This is a genomic window from Pseudoalteromonas aurantia 208, from assembly GCF_014858725.1.
GTDB classification, from domain to species: Bacteria; Pseudomonadota; Gammaproteobacteria; order Enterobacterales; family Alteromonadaceae; genus Pseudoalteromonas; species Pseudoalteromonas aurantia.
On record NZ_AQGV01000014.1, the window covers coordinates 63003 to 85884 of the forward strand.

The 22882-nt window shown below is 42.9% G+C and carries 14 protein-coding genes; 3 read left to right on the top strand and 11 right to left on the bottom strand.

From position 1 onward, the window contains the following. Positions 1–667: 667 nt before the first annotated feature. Complete coding sequence (locus PAUR_RS17470) at positions 668–2815, bottom strand: TonB-dependent receptor domain-containing protein (RefSeq protein WP_192509024.1); 2148 nt, start codon at positions 2813–2815, stop codon at positions 668–670. Between the two features lie 127 nt (positions 2816–2942). Between PAUR_RS17470 and PAUR_RS23920 the strand changes: the two genes are divergently transcribed. Beyond that, positions 2943–3929 carry a helix-turn-helix transcriptional regulator gene (locus tag PAUR_RS23920; protein WP_192509025.1) on the top strand — a complete coding sequence of 329 codons (987 nt, stop codon included), beginning with the start codon at positions 2943–2945 and terminating at the stop codon, positions 3927–3929. Here the strand turns inward: PAUR_RS23920 and sdhD are convergent. The 6 genes from sdhD to PAUR_RS17505 form a co-directional block, all read right to left on the bottom strand. After that, positions 3897–4238 (bottom strand): succinate dehydrogenase, hydrophobic membrane anchor protein, encoded by a 342-nt coding sequence (sdhD, locus tag PAUR_RS17480; RefSeq protein ID WP_192509026.1) that lies wholly within the window; start codon positions 4236–4238, stop codon positions 3897–3899. The two genes, PAUR_RS23920 and sdhD, sit on opposite strands and share 33 nt — an antisense overlap. Continuing rightward, positions 4229–4609: a succinate dehydrogenase, cytochrome b556 subunit gene (gene sdhC / locus PAUR_RS17485; protein WP_192509027.1), complete on the bottom strand. Its 381-nt coding sequence runs from the start codon at positions 4607–4609 to the stop codon at positions 4229–4231. Before sdhC ends, sdhD begins: the two co-directional genes overlap by 10 nt. A gap of 64 nt (positions 4610–4673) precedes the next feature. Further along, the gene (locus PAUR_RS17490; protein WP_225738481.1) at positions 4674–9125 is read right to left on the bottom strand and encodes a type I polyketide synthase; all 4452 of its coding nucleotides are present in this window, start codon (positions 9123–9125) and stop codon (positions 4674–4676) included. Between the two features lie 2 nt (positions 9126–9127). Further along, entirely contained in the window at positions 9128–14374 is a 5247-nt protein-coding gene (locus PAUR_RS17495; protein WP_192509028.1) for a non-ribosomal peptide synthetase, read from the bottom strand. Positions 14375–14522: 148 nt separating this feature from the next. Then, positions 14523–14726: an MbtH family protein gene (locus tag PAUR_RS17500; RefSeq protein WP_192509029.1), complete on the bottom strand. Its 204-nt coding sequence runs from the start codon at positions 14724–14726 to the stop codon at positions 14523–14525. Between the two features lie 60 nt (positions 14727–14786). Beyond that, positions 14787–17201: a penicillin acylase family protein gene (locus PAUR_RS17505; RefSeq protein ID WP_192509030.1), complete on the bottom strand. Its 2415-nt coding sequence runs from the start codon at positions 17199–17201 to the stop codon at positions 14787–14789. 212 nt (positions 17202–17413) lie between these two features. Here PAUR_RS17505 and PAUR_RS17510 point away from each other — a divergent pair, with 212 nt between their 5' ends. Then, complete coding sequence (locus PAUR_RS17510) at positions 17414–17923, top strand: RNA polymerase sigma factor (protein WP_192509031.1); 510 nt, start codon at positions 17414–17416, stop codon at positions 17921–17923. A 35-nt stretch (positions 17924–17958) separates the two neighbouring features. Here the strand turns inward: PAUR_RS17510 and PAUR_RS17515 are convergent, their stop codons facing one another. Continuing rightward, positions 17959–18396: a tellurite resistance TerB family protein gene (locus PAUR_RS17515; protein WP_192509032.1), complete on the bottom strand. Its 438-nt coding sequence runs from the start codon at positions 18394–18396 to the stop codon at positions 17959–17961. 54 nt (positions 18397–18450) lie between these two features. On the opposite strand from PAUR_RS17515, the gene PAUR_RS17520 reads away from it, so the two are divergent. Continuing rightward, complete coding sequence (locus tag PAUR_RS17520; RefSeq protein ID WP_192509033.1) at positions 18451–18819, top strand: hypothetical protein; 369 nt, start codon at positions 18451–18453, stop codon at positions 18817–18819. Between the two features lie 112 nt (positions 18820–18931). On the opposite strand, the gene tuf is transcribed toward PAUR_RS17520, so the two are convergent. The 3 genes from tuf to rpsG are packed head-to-tail and all read right to left on the bottom strand — an operon-like array spanning position 18932 to position 22788. Beyond that, a complete protein-coding gene (tuf, locus tag PAUR_RS17525) occupies positions 18932–20116 on the bottom strand; it encodes an elongation factor Tu (protein ID WP_192509034.1) in 1185 nt (394 codons plus the stop codon). 59 nt (positions 20117–20175) lie between these two features. Next, the gene (gene fusA, locus PAUR_RS17530) at positions 20176–22290 is read right to left on the bottom strand and encodes an elongation factor G (protein ID WP_192509035.1); all 2115 of its coding nucleotides are present in this window, start codon (positions 22288–22290) and stop codon (positions 20176–20178) included. Between the two features lie 27 nt (positions 22291–22317). Then, entirely contained in the window at positions 22318–22788 is a 471-nt protein-coding gene (gene rpsG / locus PAUR_RS17535) for a 30S ribosomal protein S7 (protein WP_010367661.1), read from the bottom strand. Positions 22789–22882 lie beyond the last annotated feature (94 nt).

A 22882-nucleotide genomic window follows, 5' to 3' on the forward strand; every position in this document is an offset into this window, starting at 1 on the left:
GAATAGAAAATGTTTTGCAAACAAACTTACGTACAATCCAATGATGATATTTTGTTCAATATCAAGGCGCTTTTATGCAGTAATAGCGGGCTATTACAAATGAAAGCAACGCCGAGAGTGAGAAAAATCGCTTTATTGGGCAAATTCGCTTATCCAGAGCTGAGGTTACTTACTCTGTGCTCTATTGATACGCTCTACACATCAATCTCACTAGACCAATACAGGCATAAAATCTGCGATGCGTGCCAATGCGTGTGTTATTTTGTTACTCATTATCAATATTGATCACCAGCTCGACGGCATAATAGGTAACTTGGATAAGATAAAACCCATGCATCAAGACGGGCGCTCAATGCATGGGTTATTGTAGGAAACACTTTTAGGGGCTGTTGATCTTTCAGGTTCCTTTTTGCAGCAGTTTGATTGGCTTTTATACAAGGCAGAGGCTGCGTAGCATGGTTATTCCATGTGAGTCAGCCGATAACATAGTAGAAAAGCCAATCAAGCGCTGCCTACTGGTTCTTTTGAGCGCCCTTTTCTCTTTGTTGCTTAATATTCGCTTAGATCACTAAGCCACACATTAAGCGCCGCGATAAAAGCACGCTCAAAGAGAACAAAAATAGAACAGCAAAGATCAACAGCCCCTAGTTAAACAACTTAAAACCCCTTAAAACTGATAAGCAACAGTGGCTTTTATATTACGCCCAGGTTCGTAATCCATTAAAAACAGCCCCTTTTCGCCCGCTAATGGGTGGCCAGTCACGCCTGTTTTAGATGACTGAGAGGCATAAAATTCATCAAATACATTGTCAATGCCAACTCGAAAATGCAGTGCACTTATCGTCTGTGGCATCCAATGCACCGACAAATTGTGTACCGTATAACTGCGCTTTTCACTGTTAATGCTAGGGCCACCTAAAAATTGCCCTTCAGCCACACCGCCAACCATCATACCTTCCCAAGCAACATCAAGGTCATAACGCTCGAATTGGTAAGCCACACGCGTCGTAATTGTATCGCCTTGCTCTCGCTCTAATCGTGAGCCATCTAATACTTCATAATGCGAAAATGCCGACAAATCACTATTCGATTGAGCATAGGTAAATTGAATTGATAGCCGTCTATGAGTAAATTCAGAATACGCTTCAAAGCCATCAATCTGCATATCACCGATATTATCCTTCCATTGATCCCAGCGATGTTTTGGCTGTGGTTTCATTGCACTATCGTAAATATAGTTGTCTATATGCGTTGAAAAAGCAGTCATCCCTGCCGACCAAGTGATTGAGTTACCTATCGTCCGTTGATAAGCAATCGCCAGTTCTGTGTTAAGCCCCGTTTCAGCTTCAATGTCATTATTTTCACTATCCCTAAGGCCTGCGCCAGCGAACACCTCGCCAATCTCTGGTCCTTTAAATAGTTCCGTGCTACTGATCTTAATCAAGAAATTCTCGGTTAGATGGTATTCCGCTGCAAGCGACAAAGACAACTCGGTAAAGTCGTTGGTGATCACTTTTGAATCAATCTTATAACTATCATGACGTATACCTGGCATGATCACCAAGCCACTATCGAACTCAATGCGATCCTGCACAAACAACGCTAAATTTTTAGCTTCTTCTTGTGATTGACTGACCGTGTTATCTGGGGCCAATTTATGGAAATCCGTATCATGTTTAAGATAATCAGCCCCATAAGTGATGAGATGGCTTTCACGTGAAAAAAGCGCCTCAAACGGCGTCTGAGCTATGAGATTCAACCCGCTATTTTTTGCCTCCCCAGTGACTTGACCCGCATTCCCCCTAAAACGCGGACTCGGTGAAAGTGCCCAACCGGCTTCATCTCGGTAAAGCTCGCTGACATTGCTAAATATACTCGCAGTTAAGGCAGAACCTTGGCCCCACTCTAAATCATAGCTTAAAGTGAGCGTGTCACGAGTAAACTCTGTAGGCCATAACAAAGGCGTACCTAACCCTTTCTCAAATACAAGGTCAGTTGCCAGCCCCATATCAGGGCGGTAGCTATAGTGACCTTTGTCCTCATAGGTCTCATAGCTCAACGCAAGTCGCTGATTAACATCGACGTTCCAGCCGACCTTAAATAATGCATCATTCACATCCCCCTCAAGACCTCGGACAGTACCATCGGTGCCCACTATGGCCCCACCAGTTTGATCGGTAATTTCTCCGCCACCCACGTCGTAGTTGTCTCGTGTGACTTGATTATAATACGCCAAGAAATCTAGCTGTTCAGTTAAGACCCCATAACCTGTCAAAGAAAAATTATGCCCTGCATTATTTGCCACACCAGCCGATACTCGCCCACCTACAGAAGCCCCAGGTGCTAACAAATCGGCGGCTTCTTTTGTTTCAAACCGTACAGCGCCACCTAAGCCACCATTTATAACCGAATTTGTGCCTGTTTCAATATCCACTGATTTAAGAATATCTGCATGGATCTGTAAATTCCCCATGTGATGGTACATATAAGAATTTTGCGCGGCACCATCAATGGAAATTTTCAGATCTTTATCATCCATACTACGAATCGTAATACGTTGATTTAAAGAGTGTGCGCCGCCCACATCAATACCTGGGATGCTGCGCAGTAAATCAGAAATATGATCTGCTTGTTTATCGGCAATATCTTGCTCTTGCAAGTAAAGCGCTGACGTTTTAACTTGCGTACTCCACACGGCGATTTTCTCTATATTATCAGCCGTTGCGTACACTGATGGCGCGATAAATACACTTGCTAAAGCTAACGTTAGGCCCGTTTTGCGAAAACCCATTTGTTGAGCCGCTAAAATCAACATACAACATCCCTTAAATGTAAATAAGAATTAATATCAATATTGTACATAGATTACAGGTTGATATTTGCTGTTCTATTTTGCAAAATCGTCTAACTTATTTGCAAAAACATCAATAAGGATTGACGTTGTGACAACTTGTATTTATGCCGATGATCTATCTTATGCCTTACAAAAAATTGGCTTAGAGTCCCGTCAACACTCGCCATCTCAGCAAACACGCGTAGCACAGGGTCATTTAAGCTTCATAGAGTTACAAAAAGGGTGTTATTTACACCGCGCTAATATCGTAGAAAATAGTAATACCAGTAGCAGTGCTATCTTACCCGCAGGCTGCCATATAACAGTATTATTAGCGGGAGCTGTGTCGTTTAGAGTGGCACAAAAACGTTATCACTTTAGTGCTGATAAGGGGCCTGTTGCCTTTGTTAATATAGTCAACAAACAAGATATTTTTACCCGTTTTATGCAGGATGGGCAGCCTGTAGAAAAAATCACCCTCAGCTGTGAGCGCAGCTGGTTTTTACAAAAGATGGCCAGTGAACAAGCCTGTCAGCAAATAGACAAGCAGCTTTTTCATTCTCAAAATGTCTATATTACACCACTCACTCCCTTACTACTCCAACAAGCCAAAACCATTGCTAATCATGATGACAGCACACCATTTTTAGCCCCGCTATTGTTAGAGCAACACGCTCTCGCATTATTGTATAATGTGATTAGCCAATTTTATCACCCTGATTCAAAACCAAATCAAGCACACTATTCACACGCACCTGTTCAAGCCAGTGAGGCTAAGCTGAGCGCATTATTATTACTTTTAGAGCAAGACTTTACCCTCACTGACATTGCCGATCAGTTAGGCGTTAGCATCAGTACATTACAGCGAAATTTTAAACGCAGTTTCAACACCACGTTAAAACAATACGTCAAAATAAAGCGCTTAGAAAAAGCCAGAAAAGCATTACTCATAGAAGGTTTAACGATAGGAGAAGCTGCATATTTAGCAAAATATACTCATGTGGGCAATTTTATTACCGCCTTTAAAAAACACTTTGGCATTACACCTATGCAGCTGATTAAATTACATCGTAATACCACCCCAGAGCAAGCCTAGGCCAAAACCCCATAACCCGAGGTTAAGCGCAACCAAAATGATATTAAAAAGTGTGTTAAAACGCCCTTTGATGTAGTCTCCAGCGATTTGCCAAGCGGCTAAAATACCATTCATCATGGTTGCCGTAAGTACCACTGTCGCGATCATTTTAAACCACAGTGCACCGTGCAGGGATGACCACATCAAAAATGTAATTGGCCCACATAACACCAGATACCCGATCATCGCCGCCACAAACAAAATAATGATCACGTTACAAATGCGCTGTAAGATCCATTGCTGTGTGCCGGATAAATTTATCATAGCCATATCCATACCCCTGATAACATACTCAGTAATACGCCGATAGCAATACATGCCCATGAAATTTGCGCCCCACCTTCTAAGCTCTCAAAATGCCCTGCCTCTTGAATTAAGTGCTTAACACCGCCGCATAAGTAATATCCCATTGCGGTCAAAAAAGCCCATAAGAATAGCTGGATAATCGTACTTTCATCGCGTAATGCATGCAATAAAGCAAAATTTTCTGGAGATTGTAGTGAATACCATAAAGTTGGTAAATAAAAAGCAAAGCCAACCCACATCACCACGGCACTGATCCTATGTAGGATTGATGCATAAGCAGTAATCGGCAGAGCCATGGTCTGTATTGCTAAATTCATAGGCCGTTGTTTTTTCATTTTCACCTCTGAGTTGATGTTACAAAAAGCCCAAACCGATTTGGCTTGGGCTTACGGGGTACGCTTATTCCGAAAGTTGCTCGATTAACTTCCCTTCTATGATGTACGCCAAATTATCTATGCTCGGGTCTTCAAAAAATTCAGCGGGCTCTAATTCAATTGAAAACTGCTGCTTCACCTTAGCCAACATCTGAATGGCAATCAGTGAATCTCCACCTAGCGCAAACAAGCTATCAAATACACCTATTTCATCAAAACCTAGAAATTCGCGCCATACAGCCACCAGCTTATGCTCTAGTTCACTCTCTGGTGCTTCATATTCGGTGTCTAAATCTGGACGACCATGACCAGTTGGTTTGGCTGGCGCATTTAATATAGCCTGCTCGGCTTCTCGTGTGATACGAACCAATTGCGCCCAATTCATACTAGCAGCATAAACTTGTGGTTGAGCACTTGTGAATATGTCGACTAACATCGCTGCTCCAGCGTCTCCTTGTAGCCCTAAACCTTCGGGTAATTGGAACTTCGCAGCCATCCCAGTTTTAGCCCACGCATCCCAATTGATACTCACCACGGGAAAGCGGTGGGATTGATGTGCCAAAGTATCTAGGTAAACATTCGCAGCACAGTAGTCACTTTGGCCGTATGCGCCTAATACCGAGGCTAAAGAAGAACACACCGCAAATTGCTGCAAGTTATGATGATTGAAAATGGTTAATAGGTTTTGCGTACCTTCCACCTTCGCCGATAAAGTCAGTTGGGCTTGATCTAAATGCATCGTACGAATAAAACCACCACCAGGTAAACCCGCACTATGGATCACATGAGTAATTGCACCAACTTGCTGCTCTGCTTTTTTCACTGATTGTGTTAATTGTGCAATATCAAGTACATCAGCGGTAACCACCACAACCTTAACTTGTGTTTGTATGGCAAGTAATGTGGTTAGCTGAGCACGTAATTTATCATCTGTGTCACTGTTTTCTGCCAATGCCTGCCATTGTGAAGTCGGGGCAAAATCACTACGCGTTTGCAATACTAAAGCATGCCCTTGGCTTGCAAGAAACTGTGCTAAATGTAAGCCAACACCTCCTAACCCTCCCGTAATGAATGTGACACCCGCATCTATCGACGCCTTTGCTATAGCTGGCACTTCACATTCATTGAGTACAAAACGCTGCTTACCACGATAAGCCACCTCATTGTGTCCATCACCAGTCGCATCGACTAAATCTTCAACCACCTGGCTCAATAGATTATCTGAAAGAGATAAATTTGCCGCGCTAAACTCAAACACTCTAGTCGATATTTGATGCTCGAGTGGCAAGCCCCGAGTTAACCCCAGTAACGTTGATTTCTCTGGTGATAAAGTTTCATCAGCTAACACCGAAAATAACTCTGTCGCCAATACACTTAACCGAATATTAAAGGTATTAACCAAGTTTTGTACTAAGGGTAATAACCGATGATACCCCAGCGCATCGTGCGGCTTTGCTACATCCAGAAAGCGCGCATCAATAAAGTGTGTCACGACAGGCTGCTGTGATAGCAATGTTTGTAACTGAATCCAATGTTCAGCGTTACTATAGTCGAAATGAACATGCCCATTTTCTTGCACACTCACACCTTGTTCACTACTGTGTTCCAAATACCAAAGGGTGGTTACCTGAGCACCTCGTTCCACCAAACCATGACTAATCGTACTACAGACCTCTGAGTCAGAAGCCAAGAGTAAAAAGTGTTGTTCAGCTAAGTTACCAGTATCCGCAATCAAAGGTTTTTGCTGCCAAACTGGCTGCAATAGCTGCGGCTTATGTACGGGTAATTCCACGTTATTGGCGTTGATAGAGTGATCCGTAGATTTTGCTTCTACCCAATATTCATTATTACTAAATTGATATTCAGGTAAAATATTTTCCCCTCTGGGGATAAGCTCACCACAGCGCTGCCAATCAAGAGTCATACCTAACTGCCATAATGTAGCGACAGTTTTTGCAAAAGGCGCTATAGGCTCTTTAACCTCTCTGACATGCGCAATTGAATGTAATACAGTAAGTTCATCAGAAATAGTACACTGCCGTGCTAATTTTTGTAGTGTATCCCCAGGTCCAGCCTCAATAAATACATCACAATGGTTTGCCAACGTTTCTACGCCCGCCACAAAATTAACGGGCTGACGGATATGGTCTAACCAATATTGTACTGAAGTTGCCTGCTCATCTGAGATCAATTGCCCTGTCACGTTACTCACAAATGGTATTTCTGGCGCATTCAATTGTACCTGCTCTAATGCCACCCTAAATTCCGGTAATACCGCATCAGTCAAATGACTATGAAAAGCATGAGAAACATGTAAGCGCGTACAACTAATTTGCTGTGCCTTCAATTGCGTTTGGAGTGCTTTAATCGCTTCTTTTGTTCCTGATACAACGGTATTTGTTGGGCTATTCAATGCCGCAATATCTAACGCGTCAGTCAAATATGGTCTGAGTGATTGCTCATCGCCTACGACTGATAGCATGGTGCCAGGTGCCATGCTTTGTAACGTTTCACCTCTGGCAGTAACCAATGTTACAGCTGTGTTTAACGACATAACATTTGCCAAACATGCAGCCACATACTCACCAATGCTGTGGCCAAGCATTGTCGTAATTTTTAACCCGATATCTTGATACGTTTTTGCCATCGCATACCCAACAACAAACAAGGCTGGTTGCGTTACACGTGTTTGATTTAATAACTGATTAGCCGCTAGTACTTGATCATCTTCAGGCATGAAGACGGTCAATAGTTGTGCTTGCAAAGTGGCAGAAAAGCAGCCCACAACTACATCGAATGCGGCTTTAAAAGTAGGGTTGTGCTGTAGTAATGGTTGCGCCATTGTCACATATTGCGAACCTTGCCCTGAAAACATCAAACCAACACGAACATCTGAAACTTTCTTAGCAACCACTTCGCGGCTCAATAAAGATACTGCTTGCTCATGATCTCGTACTACAAATGCTTTTCGATAAGCAAGTGCTGCACGTTTATGCTGCAATTGTGCAGCTGTTTCACGCAAACGACTAGGCTGAGCAACTAACGTTTTTTGAACCGCAGCCACTTGTGCATCTAACCCCTCACGGGTAGTACTGCTAATGGGTAATATATACCAAGGCGTGCGCACTTTATTATCGTCATCTTTGGTCTGTGATGTAGACTCGTACTCTTCTAAAATCACATGCGCATTGGTGCCACCCATCCCTAAAGAACTTACGGCGGCTCTGCGAGGTCCATTGCTATCCCATGCTTTTAAAGCGGTATTAACGTAAAATGGACTGTCAGCGAAATTAATTGCAGGGTTGGCAGGCTCGCTATGAATACTCGGTGGTAGCTGCTTGTGCCGTAAAGCTTGCACCGCCTTGATCAAGCCTGTGACCCCTGCGGCCGAGTCTAAATGACCAATATTGGCTTTAATCGATCCAATGGCACAATATTGCGTCGCATTTGACTGGTAGGCTTGACGTAATGCAGCTATCTCAATCGGATCTCCTAACTTTGTGCCTGTACCATGCGCTTCAATGTATCCAATTGAATCCGGCTCTACGTCAGCGAACGCCAGCGCAGCGCTTACAGCATTAGCTTGCCCGGTTACACTCGGCGCGGTATATCCTATTTTATCTTTGCCATCATTATTGATCGCCGACCCTCTGATCACAGCCAAAATATTATCGTCTGCGTGCAATGCATCTTCCATACGCTTTAGCACCACCGCAGCGCTGCCACTGCCGATTAAAATACCATCCGCCTTTTCTGAAAATGCACTTAACTGTCCAGTCGGTGATAAACTCCCCCCTACAGGAGCATGATAGCCTTGATCTGCAGCAAGATTTAACCAAACACCGCCAGCCAGTGCGGCATCACTTTCAAAGTTCTGTAACGAACGACATGCCATGTGAACCGCGACAAGTGACGTAGAACACGCAGTTTGTACTGTCACAGATGGACCTTTAAGATTTAACTCATAACTTACGCGAGTCGCCAATGAATCTTTGTCATTACCATTGGTCAATGCTAATAAGCTGGTAATATCATTTTGGGTGTTATTTGATAATAAGTTTTGCAACAAATAACTGGGTACACCACATCCAGCAAACACGCCGGTTAAATTATCTGAGCTTGGCATGACACCTGCATTTTCAAGTGCATGCCAACATGTTTGCAGAAATATGCGCTGTTGTGGATCAAGTTGCTCTGCTTCTTTTGGGCTATAACCAAAAAATCCAGCATCGAACTCTCTCATACCCGAAAATGGGATGCCGGCTTTCACATAGTCAGGGTCTGAAAGGACGTCCGAGTCTACACCCGCCTCTCGCAACTGTGCATCACTATATGGCGTAATACTGCAGTGCTGGTTCGCCACATTGCGCCATAACTCATCAACATTACTTGCATCAGGAAAACGTCCCGCCATGCCTACAATGGCAATATCTACGCTGCTATATTCTATTTGCTGCTCTTGGGTCATATCATTCATTATTAAGATCCTGTCACTTTACGACGACGTGCAGCAATTGCGCCCATACCGCGTCGTTGTTTTTCTCTGTTAGGTTGCTGCTGTGATTTTATCTGTGTGTTTGTGCTCTGAAGTGCTTCAGCTAAACCTGCTATCGTTGGATAGGTAAACAATTCTGTTACTTCTAAATTGGGGTAATCGACCTGTAAGTCCCCATGTACCGCCAATAACAATAAAGAATGCCCACCAATATCAAAAAAGTTAGCATTGCGGTCTATTTGAGTCTGACGTAATTGTTTCGCCCAGATCTCATGAATATACTGTTCCATTGCATTACTGGCTGGCGTGATGGTGTATCCTGTTGATAGGTCTGTCAGCACTGGTAAGTTTTGACGATCAACTTTACCACTCGAATTGATAGGCAGCTCAGTCACAACCTCAATATGCTCAGGTACCATGTAACTAGGTAATTGGTTTTTCAATACATGTTTAATTTGCTTACTCGTCACATTCCCTTGTGCATTTGCAACATATGCACAAAGACGAGTACCGTGCTCACTCTCTCGTGGTACAACAACCGCAAATTCAACGTCTGGAAGCGTTGCTAGTACATGTTCTATCTCGCTCAGTTCAACTCTAAAGCCGCGCACTTTGACTTGATGGTCTCGACGACCATGGTAGTGAAGTTGTCCGTCACGCCAACTCACAAGATCTCCGGTTGCATACATTCTCGCACCCAATTCATCTGCGTATGGATCCGCAACAAATACCTGCGCTGTTTGCGCTGCACGTTGCCAATAACCTCGTGCTAGTTGCGCACCTCCGACGTAAAGCTCTCCAACTTGTCCATCACACACTAAATCCAATTGTTCGTCTAAGACATAAAGCTGGCGTCCGGCAAGTGGGCGACCAAGCGGCACCGCCTCTTGGTCACGGGTGTTATGACGTAACTGCGCACAATCATAAATCGCCACCTCTACGAGCGCCTCCGTTGGCCCATAGGTATTCAATAACTTAACGTGACTCAACCCCGCAGTATGCCAATCTTGAATTGCAGCCAGTGACATTGCCTCTCCGCCTGAATGCACTTGGCGCAACTGAGGTAAAGTTAACGATCCTTGGGATGTTGCCATTTGAGCCCATGATTTAGCCACTGTACGCCAATACGCTGCGCTCAAATCCATTACGCTAATATGATGTTTTTGTGCCTGCGTCAGTAGTTTTTTAGCGTCCCACAAACTATCATCGCGCAACACAATGGCCCCACCAACGCACCAGGTAGGAAAAACTTGTTCAACAAATGCGTCAAAATTCGCGGTGGCAAATTGAAGTACCACATCACTTTCTCGTAATCGAATAAACTCCACAGCAGATTCAATATACTGTGCTAGAGGTCCATGAGGGATCGCGACCCCCTTAGCCTTACCAGTTGATCCCGACGTGTAATTTAAATACGCTGTTTGCTGCGGGTGCACCGCGATATGTGGCGCGGTCATGTTCAAGTCATCATTTACCAATAACGCAGTTGGCGCAAGCCAAGTACCCGCAAATTGCAGTGTACATTCTTGATGCTCACTAAAAATAGCAACACAACCACTATCATCAAGCATGTGTTGCAATTTTTCAGCGGGAAATGCCCTATCTAAAGGTAAGTATGCAGCACCCACCTTTAAAATCGCTAAAATTGACGCCAGCATATTTGGTGTCCGTGCCAACATCACACCCACAACCGATTCCGTTTTCACATTATTGCTTAATAAAATATCGGCAAGCGCATTACTGTGTCGCTCCAACCAACTATAGCTATAATGTGCGTCCTGAAATACCAGCGCAGTTCGCTCTGGCTCTCGTTGCGCAATGTCAGTTACATTGACCAACCAGTGTTTATCTGGCACTACTTGTTTTTCACCTTTACCTAGTGTTAAAAGAGCTGCATGTTTATCTTTCGACAATAATGTAACCTCTGAAATTGACGGCACCGATGATTGACTTAGCTGTTCAAGTAATACCGCAAAGCTTTCTTTTAGACTCTCTATTGTTTCATGATGATACAAATTTTCGGCATATTGAAACTCGATATGTAGCTGTCCATTGGCCATTAACCTTGAGTCTAAGCTCACATCAAATTGTGCCAAGGACTGCAATGGCTGCACCTGTACCAACTCAGCGTCAGGCAAGCTCGACAGTATTGAAAAGTCATGCTCTACATGGTTAAACATCACCTGGAATAAAGGGGTTTCACCGAGATTTCGTACTGGATTAATCACTTCAACTAATCGTTCAAACGGTAACAATTGGTTTTTTTGCGCGGCAATTGAGGTCGACTTACATTGCTGTAAAACATCATTAAATGACATCTGAGAATGTAATCGCGCAGTATAAACTTGTGTATTAATAAAATAACCGACCAAGCGCTGTAACGCATTTTGGTTTCTATTAGCAATCGGTACTCCGATGCGCGGTGCGGCCAACCCTGTACGTCGATAAAACAGAACTTGTAATGCACTCAACAGCAACATAAACAAGCTTGCCCCCTGCTGATGTGCACGCTTTTGCAGTTGTTCAACTTGCACATGACCTAACGACAATGTGGTTGTCTGCATTGGAGAGGCTTGATTACCTAAGCGCGGTTTATCAGGTACAAGTAATACTTCATCTCCTGTTTGCATTAACAGTGCTTGCCAATACTCTAATTGAGCTTGCGCCTCATCTGATGCAAGCCAACCTTGCTGCCAGCTTGCATAGTCACCATATGTAATTGTATTACTCGTTATCGCACTTTCATACTCACCTTCGCTTAAGCGAATATAATTTTGCACGACGCTTTCTAGCATTAGATCAAATGACCAGGCATCGCCCGCGATATGGTGTAAAATAATTACCCAGTGAAAAGTATGTTCCGACGTTTTAATTAAAGCGATACGGCAATTTTCACCTTGTGATAAATTAAAAGGCTGCTGATTAAACTCTGTTGTCCATTGCAAGGCCGATTGAGCGCTGGCACTTAAATCCACATAACGCCAATTTAGAGATTGCTTTTGCGGGGTTTGCACCACTTGACTGGCGCTCGTCTTATAATAACGGTGTGTTAGTATTGGGTGTTGTCGCAACAACATTTCACAGCTTGCTTGAAACAGTGAAACATCTATCTGCCCTGCTAAGTCAAACATTCCACCAATATGATACGCGTTACTTTTAGGCTGTAATTGCCACAAGAACCACTGTCTCAACTGCTGTGCACTCAATGGGGCTTCAGTAGCATTTAATACTGTAATATCATGTAATGTTTGTTGTCTGGCATGTATAACAAGGTCATAAAAGGCACCAAATCGAGTAGCTTCAAAAACGCTTGCCGGTTCGATGTAACAGTTAAATTGCTGCTGAACCTGCGCTAACAATTGCGTTGCTTTAATTGAGTTACCACCCAATGCAAAGAAGTCTGCGTCTTTGCTGCGCACAGGATAACGCAATACTTGCTGCCAAATAGCAACCAGCCGTTGCTCATCTTCATTCCACAGTGTTATATCACTTGGAGCCCCATTTTCTAACATCTGTAACTGGTGTTGGTCAAATACACCATAGCTTGGCAGTGAGTCTTGTAAATGTAATTTTAAACACGCACTACGCTGTAGTTTGCCGCTCGACGTTTTTGGTAACCCTCCTTGATCAAGCAACAGTAATAATTCTGGAGCAACCTTAAATTCGCTGATAATAAAATCACGAACGATTTGTGCTGTGACTTGCTCTGCGGTGTCATTGCGATAACTATTGCTGGTTTCAATTGCCAGCCCTATCCCTTCTCCACTTTCATTACTTTTGACTGGAAATGCAGATACGCGACCCTTGCGTACAAATTGCAAGCTATCCTCAATCGCTCGTTCAATATCTTGCGGATAAATATTATGGCCATTCATAATGATCAAGTCTTTTTGCCGACCTGAAATATACAGCTGCCCTTCGAAAATGTAGCCCACATCACCGGTTCTAAGCCAACGCTTGCCATCTAACTCAACAAAAGTATCCGCGGTTGCTTGTGCATTTTGCCAATATCCAACAGCAATACTTGGTCCAGCAGCCCAAATTTCACCAATGGTTCCATCATCTACCTTAGCATGGGTATTCACATTGGTAATTCTCAATGTATGCTTCGAAGGTGTATACCCACAGCTCACTTGGTGACTATACTCATGACTATTGCGATTATCTTGTGGTACTACCTGACGCGCTTTTCCTGCACTTAACGCATTATTACAAAATGCCTCAATTTGTGCGCCAGCTCCCGCTTTACTCCCCGTCACTAAAAGCGTCCCTTCCGCTAAACCATAGCAAGGATACAATGCCTCTTCTTTAAAACCATTAACGCTAAAACTGTCCGCAAAGTCATACAAGGTGTCATGCCTGATCGGCTCTGCACCTGAAAATGCAACGCGCCAACTGGATAAATCTAACGTGGCTCTTTGCTTGTCTTTAATACGCTCCAGGCATAACCGAAAGGCAAAATCAGGCCCACCAGAGATAGTGCCTTTATACTCGCTGATTAACTCTAACCAGCGTACTGGCTTTTCCATAAAGTAACGCGGAGATGCCAAAACTAACGGAAAGCCCGAGAATATAGGTTGTAATAAGCCACCAATAAGGCCCATATCATGGAACAACGGCAACCAACTCACGAATACATCTTCAGCAGATGTTTCAATGACTTCCGCTATTGCTCGTTCATTCGCTATTAAATTGCGGTGACTGACCATCACACCCTTTGGCTTCGCTGTCGATCCTGAGGTGTACTGTAAAAATGAGATATCATTTTCACAAGCGTCATACCTTTGTACTTGGGTGATCGATTCATCCAATGTATCAACCACTAACATGGTGCTATTACTTGTTTGTTCTACCATTGCATGCACCGTCTCAGCAAAGCGCGTCGTCGTTAATACAACAGCGGCTTGAGAATCTTCTGCAATGCCAACGGTTCGAGCAATATGCTGCTCTTTTGTCGATTCTGGCGGAAAACTCGGAATGGCGGTTACACCTATGTATTGACATGCAAAAAAACTCGACACATAGTCAATACCAGAATCCATTAATATTAATGCGCGATCTCCCACTTTTGCTTGTGCGTGAATGTGGTTAGCTAACCAGATACAGCGTTGATACAAAGCATGATATGTCCAAGAAGTACGTTGCTTCCGATCAACACAAATGAGTGCAACGCGATCGGGGGTTTGCTCAGCATGCTGAGCTAAATAATCCATGATGGTAATAGCTGACATATCAGGCTCCATTAGAAAATTAACTGGCTATGTTATTGGTAGGAATGTGTAAGATTTGAATACAAAACAATAGATTATGTCTTATGTAGTAGCGATATAAACACAGCGTACGACTACCATACCGTTTTATATCACTACTAATTTGACTTTACTTAGCCATTGCTTCACGTAGGCTAGCTGGACGCATATCGGTCCAGTTTTCATTAATATACGTTAAACATGTATCCTTACTGCCTTCAATGCCGACATCTTTCCAACCACCAGGAACACTTTTATAACTCGGCCAAAGTGAATACTGCTCTTCGTGATTCATAAGTACTTTAAAAGTGCCATTCTCGTTGTCAAAACTCATCGTGTTTCCTAAAAATCATTTGCGACTAATGGCTTTGTGACGCTCGACAATGAAAGATTTTTAGTCTTTTTCTATCTTTAATGTGATTTTACTTTTTAGCTGCTTAGCTAAGTCTTCTCTCCTATAAGGCAAATCAATCAATTGTTGCATTTGGCTGTACTGCAAACTCTGATCAGTAAAGTGCTTTGATCCCGCTAAAGTTGATTGGGAAAAGCTCAATAAGCCTCGCGCTTTTGGACCTGTACTTTCAAACCCCACCACCATCATCCAACTTGATCCAAAATGTACGGGAATACCATCTTGATTTAACCCTGACCAAGTTGGTGCTTTGGTTAGAGGGTTATTAACTCCCGCACGTACAGATGGAGAAAATGACGTCATATCCATATGGTTACTTGCAGCATAAATATTAAACCCTCCAACATGATGGGTAGCTCCAGGCCAGCGGATCCGACGTGTGTCTTTTTGTAAATACTGCACATCTCCCCACTTAGCGTCTAACGCAAAACCTGCACTTGTAACCAATTCAGCTGCGACCGCTAAACGTTTCAAAATATCACTGTTTTTCACTAAATCTCTAGGCGTGTTAATTGGATCTTTAGAATCAAATTTCACATTAAAGTCTGCTTCTAAATCAATCATATATACTAATTCATTGATTAAATGCGCCGCTTTAGAGTCTAAATTAAACATTCCATCCCATAAGGTCACTGCACGGCATGCAGCGTCCACATTCCCAGCGACTTGACACGCAAATAGGATGCAAGCAGTTTGCAAATCAGATTTAAAACGCGAAAAGAACGTACTATTGTCCAATAGGGCATGCTCCACTTCAGCAATAGTGAACTTGCCATCTTGACCTGCTCGATTAGACAACATATCGAGGCTAAGTCGTGTACGCATTGATTGCATCACTGCAAACTTGCCATATAACGGTGAGTGCTCCACTAGTGGTTCTAAAGCATTGGTTAACCAATAGGAATCATTTGAGTTTTGCACGTAATCATTTCGCTCTAACTGTGGGGCATGTTCAAACTCCACCTCAGCATTAAAAATGAAGCTACGCTCTTTTGCGGGTAATACAATTAACCCCGACCTTGCAAAGGTATTTGCGCTGATTGGATCCGTTTTCAAAAAGGTAATCGCCTTTGATGACAACAAAGGCACGTTGGAGTCATCAATGTAGAATGTATTTCCATCCTTATCAGCCATCAATGTGTTATTAAACATCATGCCATCAAGATCTTGAAATGTTTGTTTAAACTCAGCCAAATCATCTGCTTCATTCATTGCTAACCAATGGTCTATTGAGTCAAAGCTATCTAAGTTGGCATCTTTTAACACATACACAAACTGATCATCCCAAGGGAAGCGCTTACTATCCTCAATAACGATGCCGATATCTGTGTAAAAAACTGTTTTTCTGAGCGTTTGTGTCCCATTACCTATTTTTACCTGAATATCAATATCGCGTGATTCGATAGTTTGCCATTGTCCATCTAATTCATAACTGAGCTTATCATTAGGCTTCAGTGATAAACGATAAAACACCGCATGTTTCGCTGCTGAAAACGTATGAGTCCAAGCTAATGAGTCATTGAAACCTATATTAATAGGGCCCGGAAATCCTATAATTGATGCCCCCATTGCATTTATCCGATCTGTTACCGTTGCCTGATTCGCCCAGAACCTAAAATTACCGTTAAACGGAAAATGAGGGTTCGCCATCACAATCCCGCGACTATTTTTAGTTTTTTCTTTACCGAGTGCCCAACCATTCGAGCCCTGTTGATGTTCTGGTATTGAAAAATCAGTTTGGACGAGATTCATTTCCCATGAATTTCTCACCATATTTTTAACCAGATAAGGCCGCCATTCATCTTGCTCCCCCGGATGGGCTTGAACAAAAGCAGGCACAAAGCGTCCTGAGCTACTTTGTATCCCCAACGATAATATACCCGCCACAACATCCACTGCGTCAATCGGCATCACCCATGATGCACCTAAGCACTCTTTTCCCAATTTTTCATGACCTAAATTCACCTCAGCTAGAAAACGGTTATAACCAGCGGCAAATCCTTCAGCTAAAGCTTGTGTGTCATCGGAAAGCTCAGAGTAGTGTCGTTGAGTTCGTCCATAGACGTCCAAAATGCGATAACCAAAATCGGAAATAACATGTGCGTTATCGTTAAGCAGTCGATCTGGACCCAAATACTCAGCGCGCTGTCCTCTATTACGTAAATATCCATCGGCTAAAATACAAATATGATCTTGAGCTTGAGCATACGCATTACCATAGGCTAACCCGTACAAACTCGTCGCTTCAATATGTGCCATGCCATATTGGCTACGCAACACATTCACCTTTTCGGATAATACTTTAGAGGATGTATTTTCGGATGCTACAGCAAGTTGTAAACCGAAAAATAAGAACAATATACTCAATACTTTGACCATAACCTTATGTGTTGCCATTACTTTCCTTAATTACTAATTCTTTCAATAAAAGCGGCATTCAAACCACCTAGTGGACAAAAAGCCTACATCGCTTACCTGTTCTGGTTAAGTAAATGTAACTTTGTCTACTATGACCATTGACAAAGAGTGAAATTTATAAATAATACACAACTGATAATCATTTGCATTTTCACTATTGTTATAATATTGAGTACAATAAGGAGTATTTCGTGTCGCAGTTCGCAAATAAGTGGTCTCAGGTTATTGCACAAAATCAAGCTAAGTTACTTGCTTACTTAAGTAATATTTTACGCTGCCCTTATCTTGCAGAAGATGCCCTTCAAGATACATTTATTCGGTTATCTGGTATGTCTGAGAATCAAAACTACCAAGTAAAAAATGCGACAAGCTATGCATACCAAGTAGCAAGAAATATCGCGATTGATATGTTGCGAAAACAAACACGGGAAGCATGGGTTGATATTGAATGTGTGCAAACTGAACAGTTCAATGATGATAATTCAAATATTGAAAAGCGCTACTTACAACGCCAAGTGTCACAGCAAGTGAATAAAACAATCAATAAATTATCTACCAGGCATCAAAATGTGGTGAGTTTCTATAGAAGTGGAAAAATGAAGCAAAAAGACATCGCTAAAATGTATCAGATCAGCCCTACATTAGTTAACTTTATGCTCAAAGAAGTGGTGCAATCATGTAAGTCAGAATTAGCGCACTAGCCTACTTTTTAATCCTAATTTTTATCGCGTAGTATTCATTGAGCGGCCAATTTGGCCGCGATAAAATCAGCATGACTGACATATAATAGCCCTGCAATTTTACGAATAATATGATCTTCATAACGGTCAATATCATTATCTGCATATGCAACAAACCACAGTAGTTGCACAATTTCAATACGCTCTATATCCGATGTATTATTATTAATTTGTTTAACGAAGGCATAGAGATCTATCGCCTGCTCAACGAGTTGCTGTGCTAACGTGATCAGCGCATTTACCTGTTTATCATCGAGCTCACAACGTTCCACAAGCACTTCAGTGACTTTAATTAATTCTATTTCAAGTACCTTTCCGTCAGCACGCATTACCTCAATCAATAACGCAGCCAGCGCAGTATTAAAATCAATCGTATTTTTTTCTCTTGGCTGCTCAGATAATTCCTTTAATAGTTTTTTGATTTGTTTAAACAATCCAGACTCTCCAATATGTTATTCTTAAAAGTAGCAATATTTTTAAGGAAATTCATGTTTGCGCTCAATGTATCACCCCAATTAAAATGTACCAGTATTGCCGTGCTACTTTTTCTAGCAGGGTGCCACCACACTCCAGCTAAGTTAGGTGAAGTGCAAAAGCTATATGACTTCGACCATAAGGTACACTATAGACTAGTACAATACAGTGAGAGACGGTTTGCCATCAGGATCCTCGCGGACAGCTATCAGGCATTTACCCAACAAAGTGTGTTTTTACTTAGACATAGTAGACAGTTATGTAAAGAGTTAGTTCCACAACTGACGCTCAGAAAGGGGATTCAGCGCTTTGAAAGGCTACCTACAGAGCCTAGACCATATAAGCCAGATCTGTACGCGGAAATCAAGTGTATCAGTCCCTGAGGTGATTGAGAGCACAATCAATTATCTACGAAGGTTGAAATCGCAAGCATAAAAAAACCCAAGCCTAAGCTTGGGTTTCTTATGAATGCTTATGCATTAACTATGGTCGATATTACTCAACGATAGTTGCAACAACACCAGCACCAACTGTACGACCACCTTCACGGATAGCGAAGCGTAAGCCTTCGTCCATCGCGATTGGTACGATTAGGTCTACAGTCATCTTGATGTTATCACCAGGCATTACCATTTCTACGCCTTCTGGTAACTCAACGTTACCTGTTACGTCAGTTGTACGGAAGTAGAACTGTGGACGGTAACCTTTGAAGAATGGAGTATGACGACCACCTTCATCTTTCGAAAGTACGTATACTTCTGAAGTGAACTTCGTGTGTGGCGTGATTGAACCAGGCTTCGCTAGTACTTGACCACGTTCAACATCTTCACGCTTAGTACCACGTAGAAGTGCACCGATGTTCTCACCCGCACGACCTTCGTCTAGAAGCTTACGGAACATCTCTACACCTGTACAAGTTGTCTTCGTAGTTTCTTTCATACCTACGATTTCAACTTCGTCGTTCACGTTTACAATACCAGCTTCAACACGGCCAGTTACTACTGTACCACGACCCTGAATTGAGAATACGTCTTCGATAGGCATGATGAATGGCTTATCGATGTCACGCTCTGGCTCTGGAATGTAAGAATCTAGTGCTTCTGCAAGCTCTACAATCTTGTCTTCCCACTCTTTCTCGCCTTCTAACGCCTTAAGCGCTGAACCTGCGATTAGTGGTAAGTCATCACCTGGGAAGTCATACTCAGAAAGAAGTTCACGAACTTCCATCTCTACTAGCTCAAGTAGCTCTTCGTCATCAACCATGTCACATTTGTTCATGAATACGATGATGTAAGGTACGCCAACCTGACGAGAAAGTAGGATGTGCTCACGTGTTTGTGGCATAGGGCCGTCAGTTGCAGCAACTACTAGGATTGCGCCGTCCATTTGTGCAGCACCTGTGATCATGTTTTTAACATAATCCGCGTGTCCTGGACAATCTACGTGTGCGTAGTGACGAGTCGGTGTATCGTACTCAACGTGAGACGTTGAGATTGTGATACCACGCTCACGCTCTTCTGGAGCGTTATCGATTGCTGCGAAGTCTTTTGCTTCACCACCGTATACTTTTGCAAGTACGTTAGTGATTGCTGCAGTTAGGGTTGTTTTACCGTGGTCAACGTGGCCGATTGTACCAACGTTTACGTGCGGTTTTACGCGTTCAAACTTTTCTTTTGCCATCTTAAAAATTCCTATAAAGAAATTAAAGTCCAGCCCTTAGAGACCGGACCGAACTAAAATTACTTAACAGCGCGAGCTGCAATTATTGTTTCTGCTACATTTTTTCCGGCTTCAGCATACTTGGAAAATTCCATTGAGTATGAAGCGCGGCCTTGTGTAGCGGAGCGAAGATCGGTCGCATAACCAAACATTTCAGAAAGCGGGACTTGTGCATTAACCTGCTTTAAGCCACCAAATGCTTCTTCCATGCCTTCAATTATGCCACGACGACGATTTAAGTCACCTACTACATCACCCATGTTTGTATCAGGGGTGATAACCTCAACCTTCATCACAGGTTCCATAATAACAGGATTCGCTTCAAGCGCCCCGTTTTTAAAACCTATTGACCCGGCAATTTTAAACGCCATTTCGTTTGAGTCTACATCATGAAATGAGCCATCAAATAATGTCGCTTTAACACCCAATAACGGATAACCGGCAAGGACACCTTGACGCATCTGTTCTTGAATGCCTTTATCAACCGCTGGAATATATTCTTTTGGTACTGCGCCACCTACGATTTCGTTAACGAATTCGTAAATTGGTGCTTCATCATCAGAAATATCCATTGGTTCAAGCTTGAGCTTAACGTGACCATATTGACCGCGACCACCAGATTGACGTACGAATTTACCTTCTGCTTCTACTGAGCTACGAATAGTCTCTCTGTATGCCACTTGAGGCTTACCAACGTTACATTGTACGTTGAATTCACGTTTCATACGGTCAACAATGATATCAAGGTGAAGTTCACCCATACCAGAGATGATCGTTTGCCCTGATTCTTCGTCCGTTTCTACACGGAACGATGGATCTTCTGCGGCTAATTTATTTAGCGCGAGACCCATTTTATCTTGGTCAGCCACCGTTCTTGGCTCAACCGCGACTGAAATTACTGGCTCAGGAAATTCCATGCGCTCTAAAGTAATAACAGCTTCTTGTGAACATATTGTGTCACCAGTAGTAACATCTTTAAGACCAATAGCCGCCGCGATGTCACCAGCGCGTACTTCTTTGATCTCTTCACGAGAATTCGCGTGCATTTGGACGATACGGCCCAAACGCTCTTTTTTGCCTTTAATTGGGTTGTAAACCGCGTCACCCTGTTTAATAGTACCAGAGTAAACACGGAAAAAGGTTAAAGTACCAACAAATGGGTCAGTGGCAATTTTAAATGCCAACGCCGAGAACGGCGCATTATCATCTGCGGCACGAGTGTCTTCAGACTCATCTTCCAACACACCTTGAATTTCTTTAACCTCTGTAGGTGATGGCATGAATTCAACAACCGCATCAAGCACAGCTTGTACACCTTTGTTCTTGAACGCACTACCACATGTCATCGGCACAATTTCACTGGCCAATGTACGTTGACGAAGTGCAGATTTAATCTCTTCTTCAGTCAACTCACCGTCTTCTAGATATTTGTCCATTAGCTCTTCAGTTGCTTCAGCAGCGCTCTCAATCATGTGAGCACGCCATTCTTCGGCTAAATCCTGAAGATCTGCTGGGATCTCTTCATATGTAAATGTCATACCCTGGTCTTCTTGATTCCAGTTTATGGCTTTCATTTTGATGAGATCAATAACGCCTTTAAATTCGTCTTCAGCACCAATTGGTAACTGAATAGGCACAGGTGTCGCGCCAAGGCGCGTTTCAACCTGCTCCACGACAGCTAAAAAGTCAGCACCAGTGCGATCCATTTTATTTACGAAAACCATGCGAGGTACTTCGTATTTGTTCGCCTGACGCCAAACAGTTTCTGTCTGTGGCTGCACACCTGATGAAGCACATAACACCACAACCGCACCATCAAGTACGCGTAAAGAACGCTCTACTTCAATGGTGAAGTCTACGTGCCCTGGAGTATCAATAATATTGATACGATGGTCGTCAAATTGACTTTCCATGCCTTTCCAGAAACACGTGGTCGCAGCAGAAGTAATGGTAATACCACGCTCCTGCTCTTGCTCCATCCAGTCCATAGTTGCAGCACCATCATGAACTTCACCGATCTTATGAGACAGACCTGTGTAGAACAGAACTCGTTCTGTTGTGGTGGTTTTCCCTGCATCTACGTGAGCACAAATACCGATGTTGCGGTAGCGCTCAATAGGAGTTGTACGTGCCATATTATCCTCTTAAAGGGTCTTAGCAGATTACCAACGGTAATGAGCGAATGCTTTGTTCGCTTCAGCCATACGGTGAACGTCTTCACGTTTCTTAACCGCAGTGCCTTTGTTATCAGCAGCGTCAACGATTTCTTGAGCCAAACGAAGGCCCATAGACTTCTCGCCACGCTTACGTGCAGCGTCAACTAACCAACGCATACCTAATGCGTTACGACGAACTGGACGTACTTCAACTGGTACTTGGTATGTAGAACCACCAACACGGCGAGATTTAACCTCTACCGTTGGACGTACATTTTCAAGTGCAGACTCAAAGATTTCTAGGTGCGACTTACCTGATTTCTCAGCAGCCACGTTTAACGCACCGTATACGATTTTTTCAGCAGTAGATTTCTTGCCGTCTAACATTACTACGTTAACGAATTTAGCAAGAAGTTCCGATCCGAACTTAGGATCTGGAAGAATTTTACGTTGACCTATTACGCGTCTTCTAGGCATTTTATATCTCCGGTATCTTCAGGTTCGTTATTTAAAACGATTCCCCAAAACAAATTATTTAAAAATTAAAACTTAAGTGCTTGGCCTTACTAAC

Bases quoted from the DNA above. Each gene is read 5' to 3' on its own strand.
- PAUR_RS17470 (WP_192509024.1), bottom strand. From the start codon at position 2,815: ATGTTGATTTTAGCGGCTCAACAAATGGGTTTTCGCAAAACGGGCCTA.
- sdhD (WP_192509026.1), bottom strand. From the start codon at position 4,238: ATGGCTATGATAAATTTATCCGGCACACAGCAATGGATCTTACAGCGC.
- sdhC (WP_192509027.1), bottom strand. From the start codon at position 4,609: ATGAAAAAACAACGGCCTATGAATTTAGCAATACAGACCATGGCTCTG.
- PAUR_RS17490 (WP_225738481.1), bottom strand. From the start codon at position 9,125: ATGAATGATATGACCCAAGAGCAGCAAATAGAATATAGCAGCGTAGAT.
- PAUR_RS17495 (WP_192509028.1), bottom strand. From the start codon at position 14,374: ATGTCAGCTATTACCATCATGGATTATTTAGCTCAGCATGCTGAGCAA.
- PAUR_RS17500 (WP_192509029.1), bottom strand. From the start codon at position 14,726: ATGAGTTTTGACAACGAGAATGGCACTTTTAAAGTACTTATGAATCAC.
- PAUR_RS17505 (WP_192509030.1), bottom strand. From the start codon at position 17,201: ATGGCAACACATAAGGTTATGGTCAAAGTATTGAGTATATTGTTCTTA.
- PAUR_RS17520 (WP_192509033.1), top strand. From the start codon at position 18,451: ATGTTTGCGCTCAATGTATCACCCCAATTAAAATGTACCAGTATTGCC.
- tuf (WP_192509034.1), bottom strand. From the start codon at position 20,116: ATGGCAAAAGAAAAGTTTGAACGCGTAAAACCGCACGTAAACGTTGGT.
- fusA (WP_192509035.1), bottom strand. From the start codon at position 22,290: ATGGCACGTACAACTCCTATTGAGCGCTACCGCAACATCGGTATTTGT.
- rpsG (WP_010367661.1), bottom strand. From the start codon at position 22,788: ATGCCTAGAAGACGCGTAATAGGTCAACGTAAAATTCTTCCAGATCCT.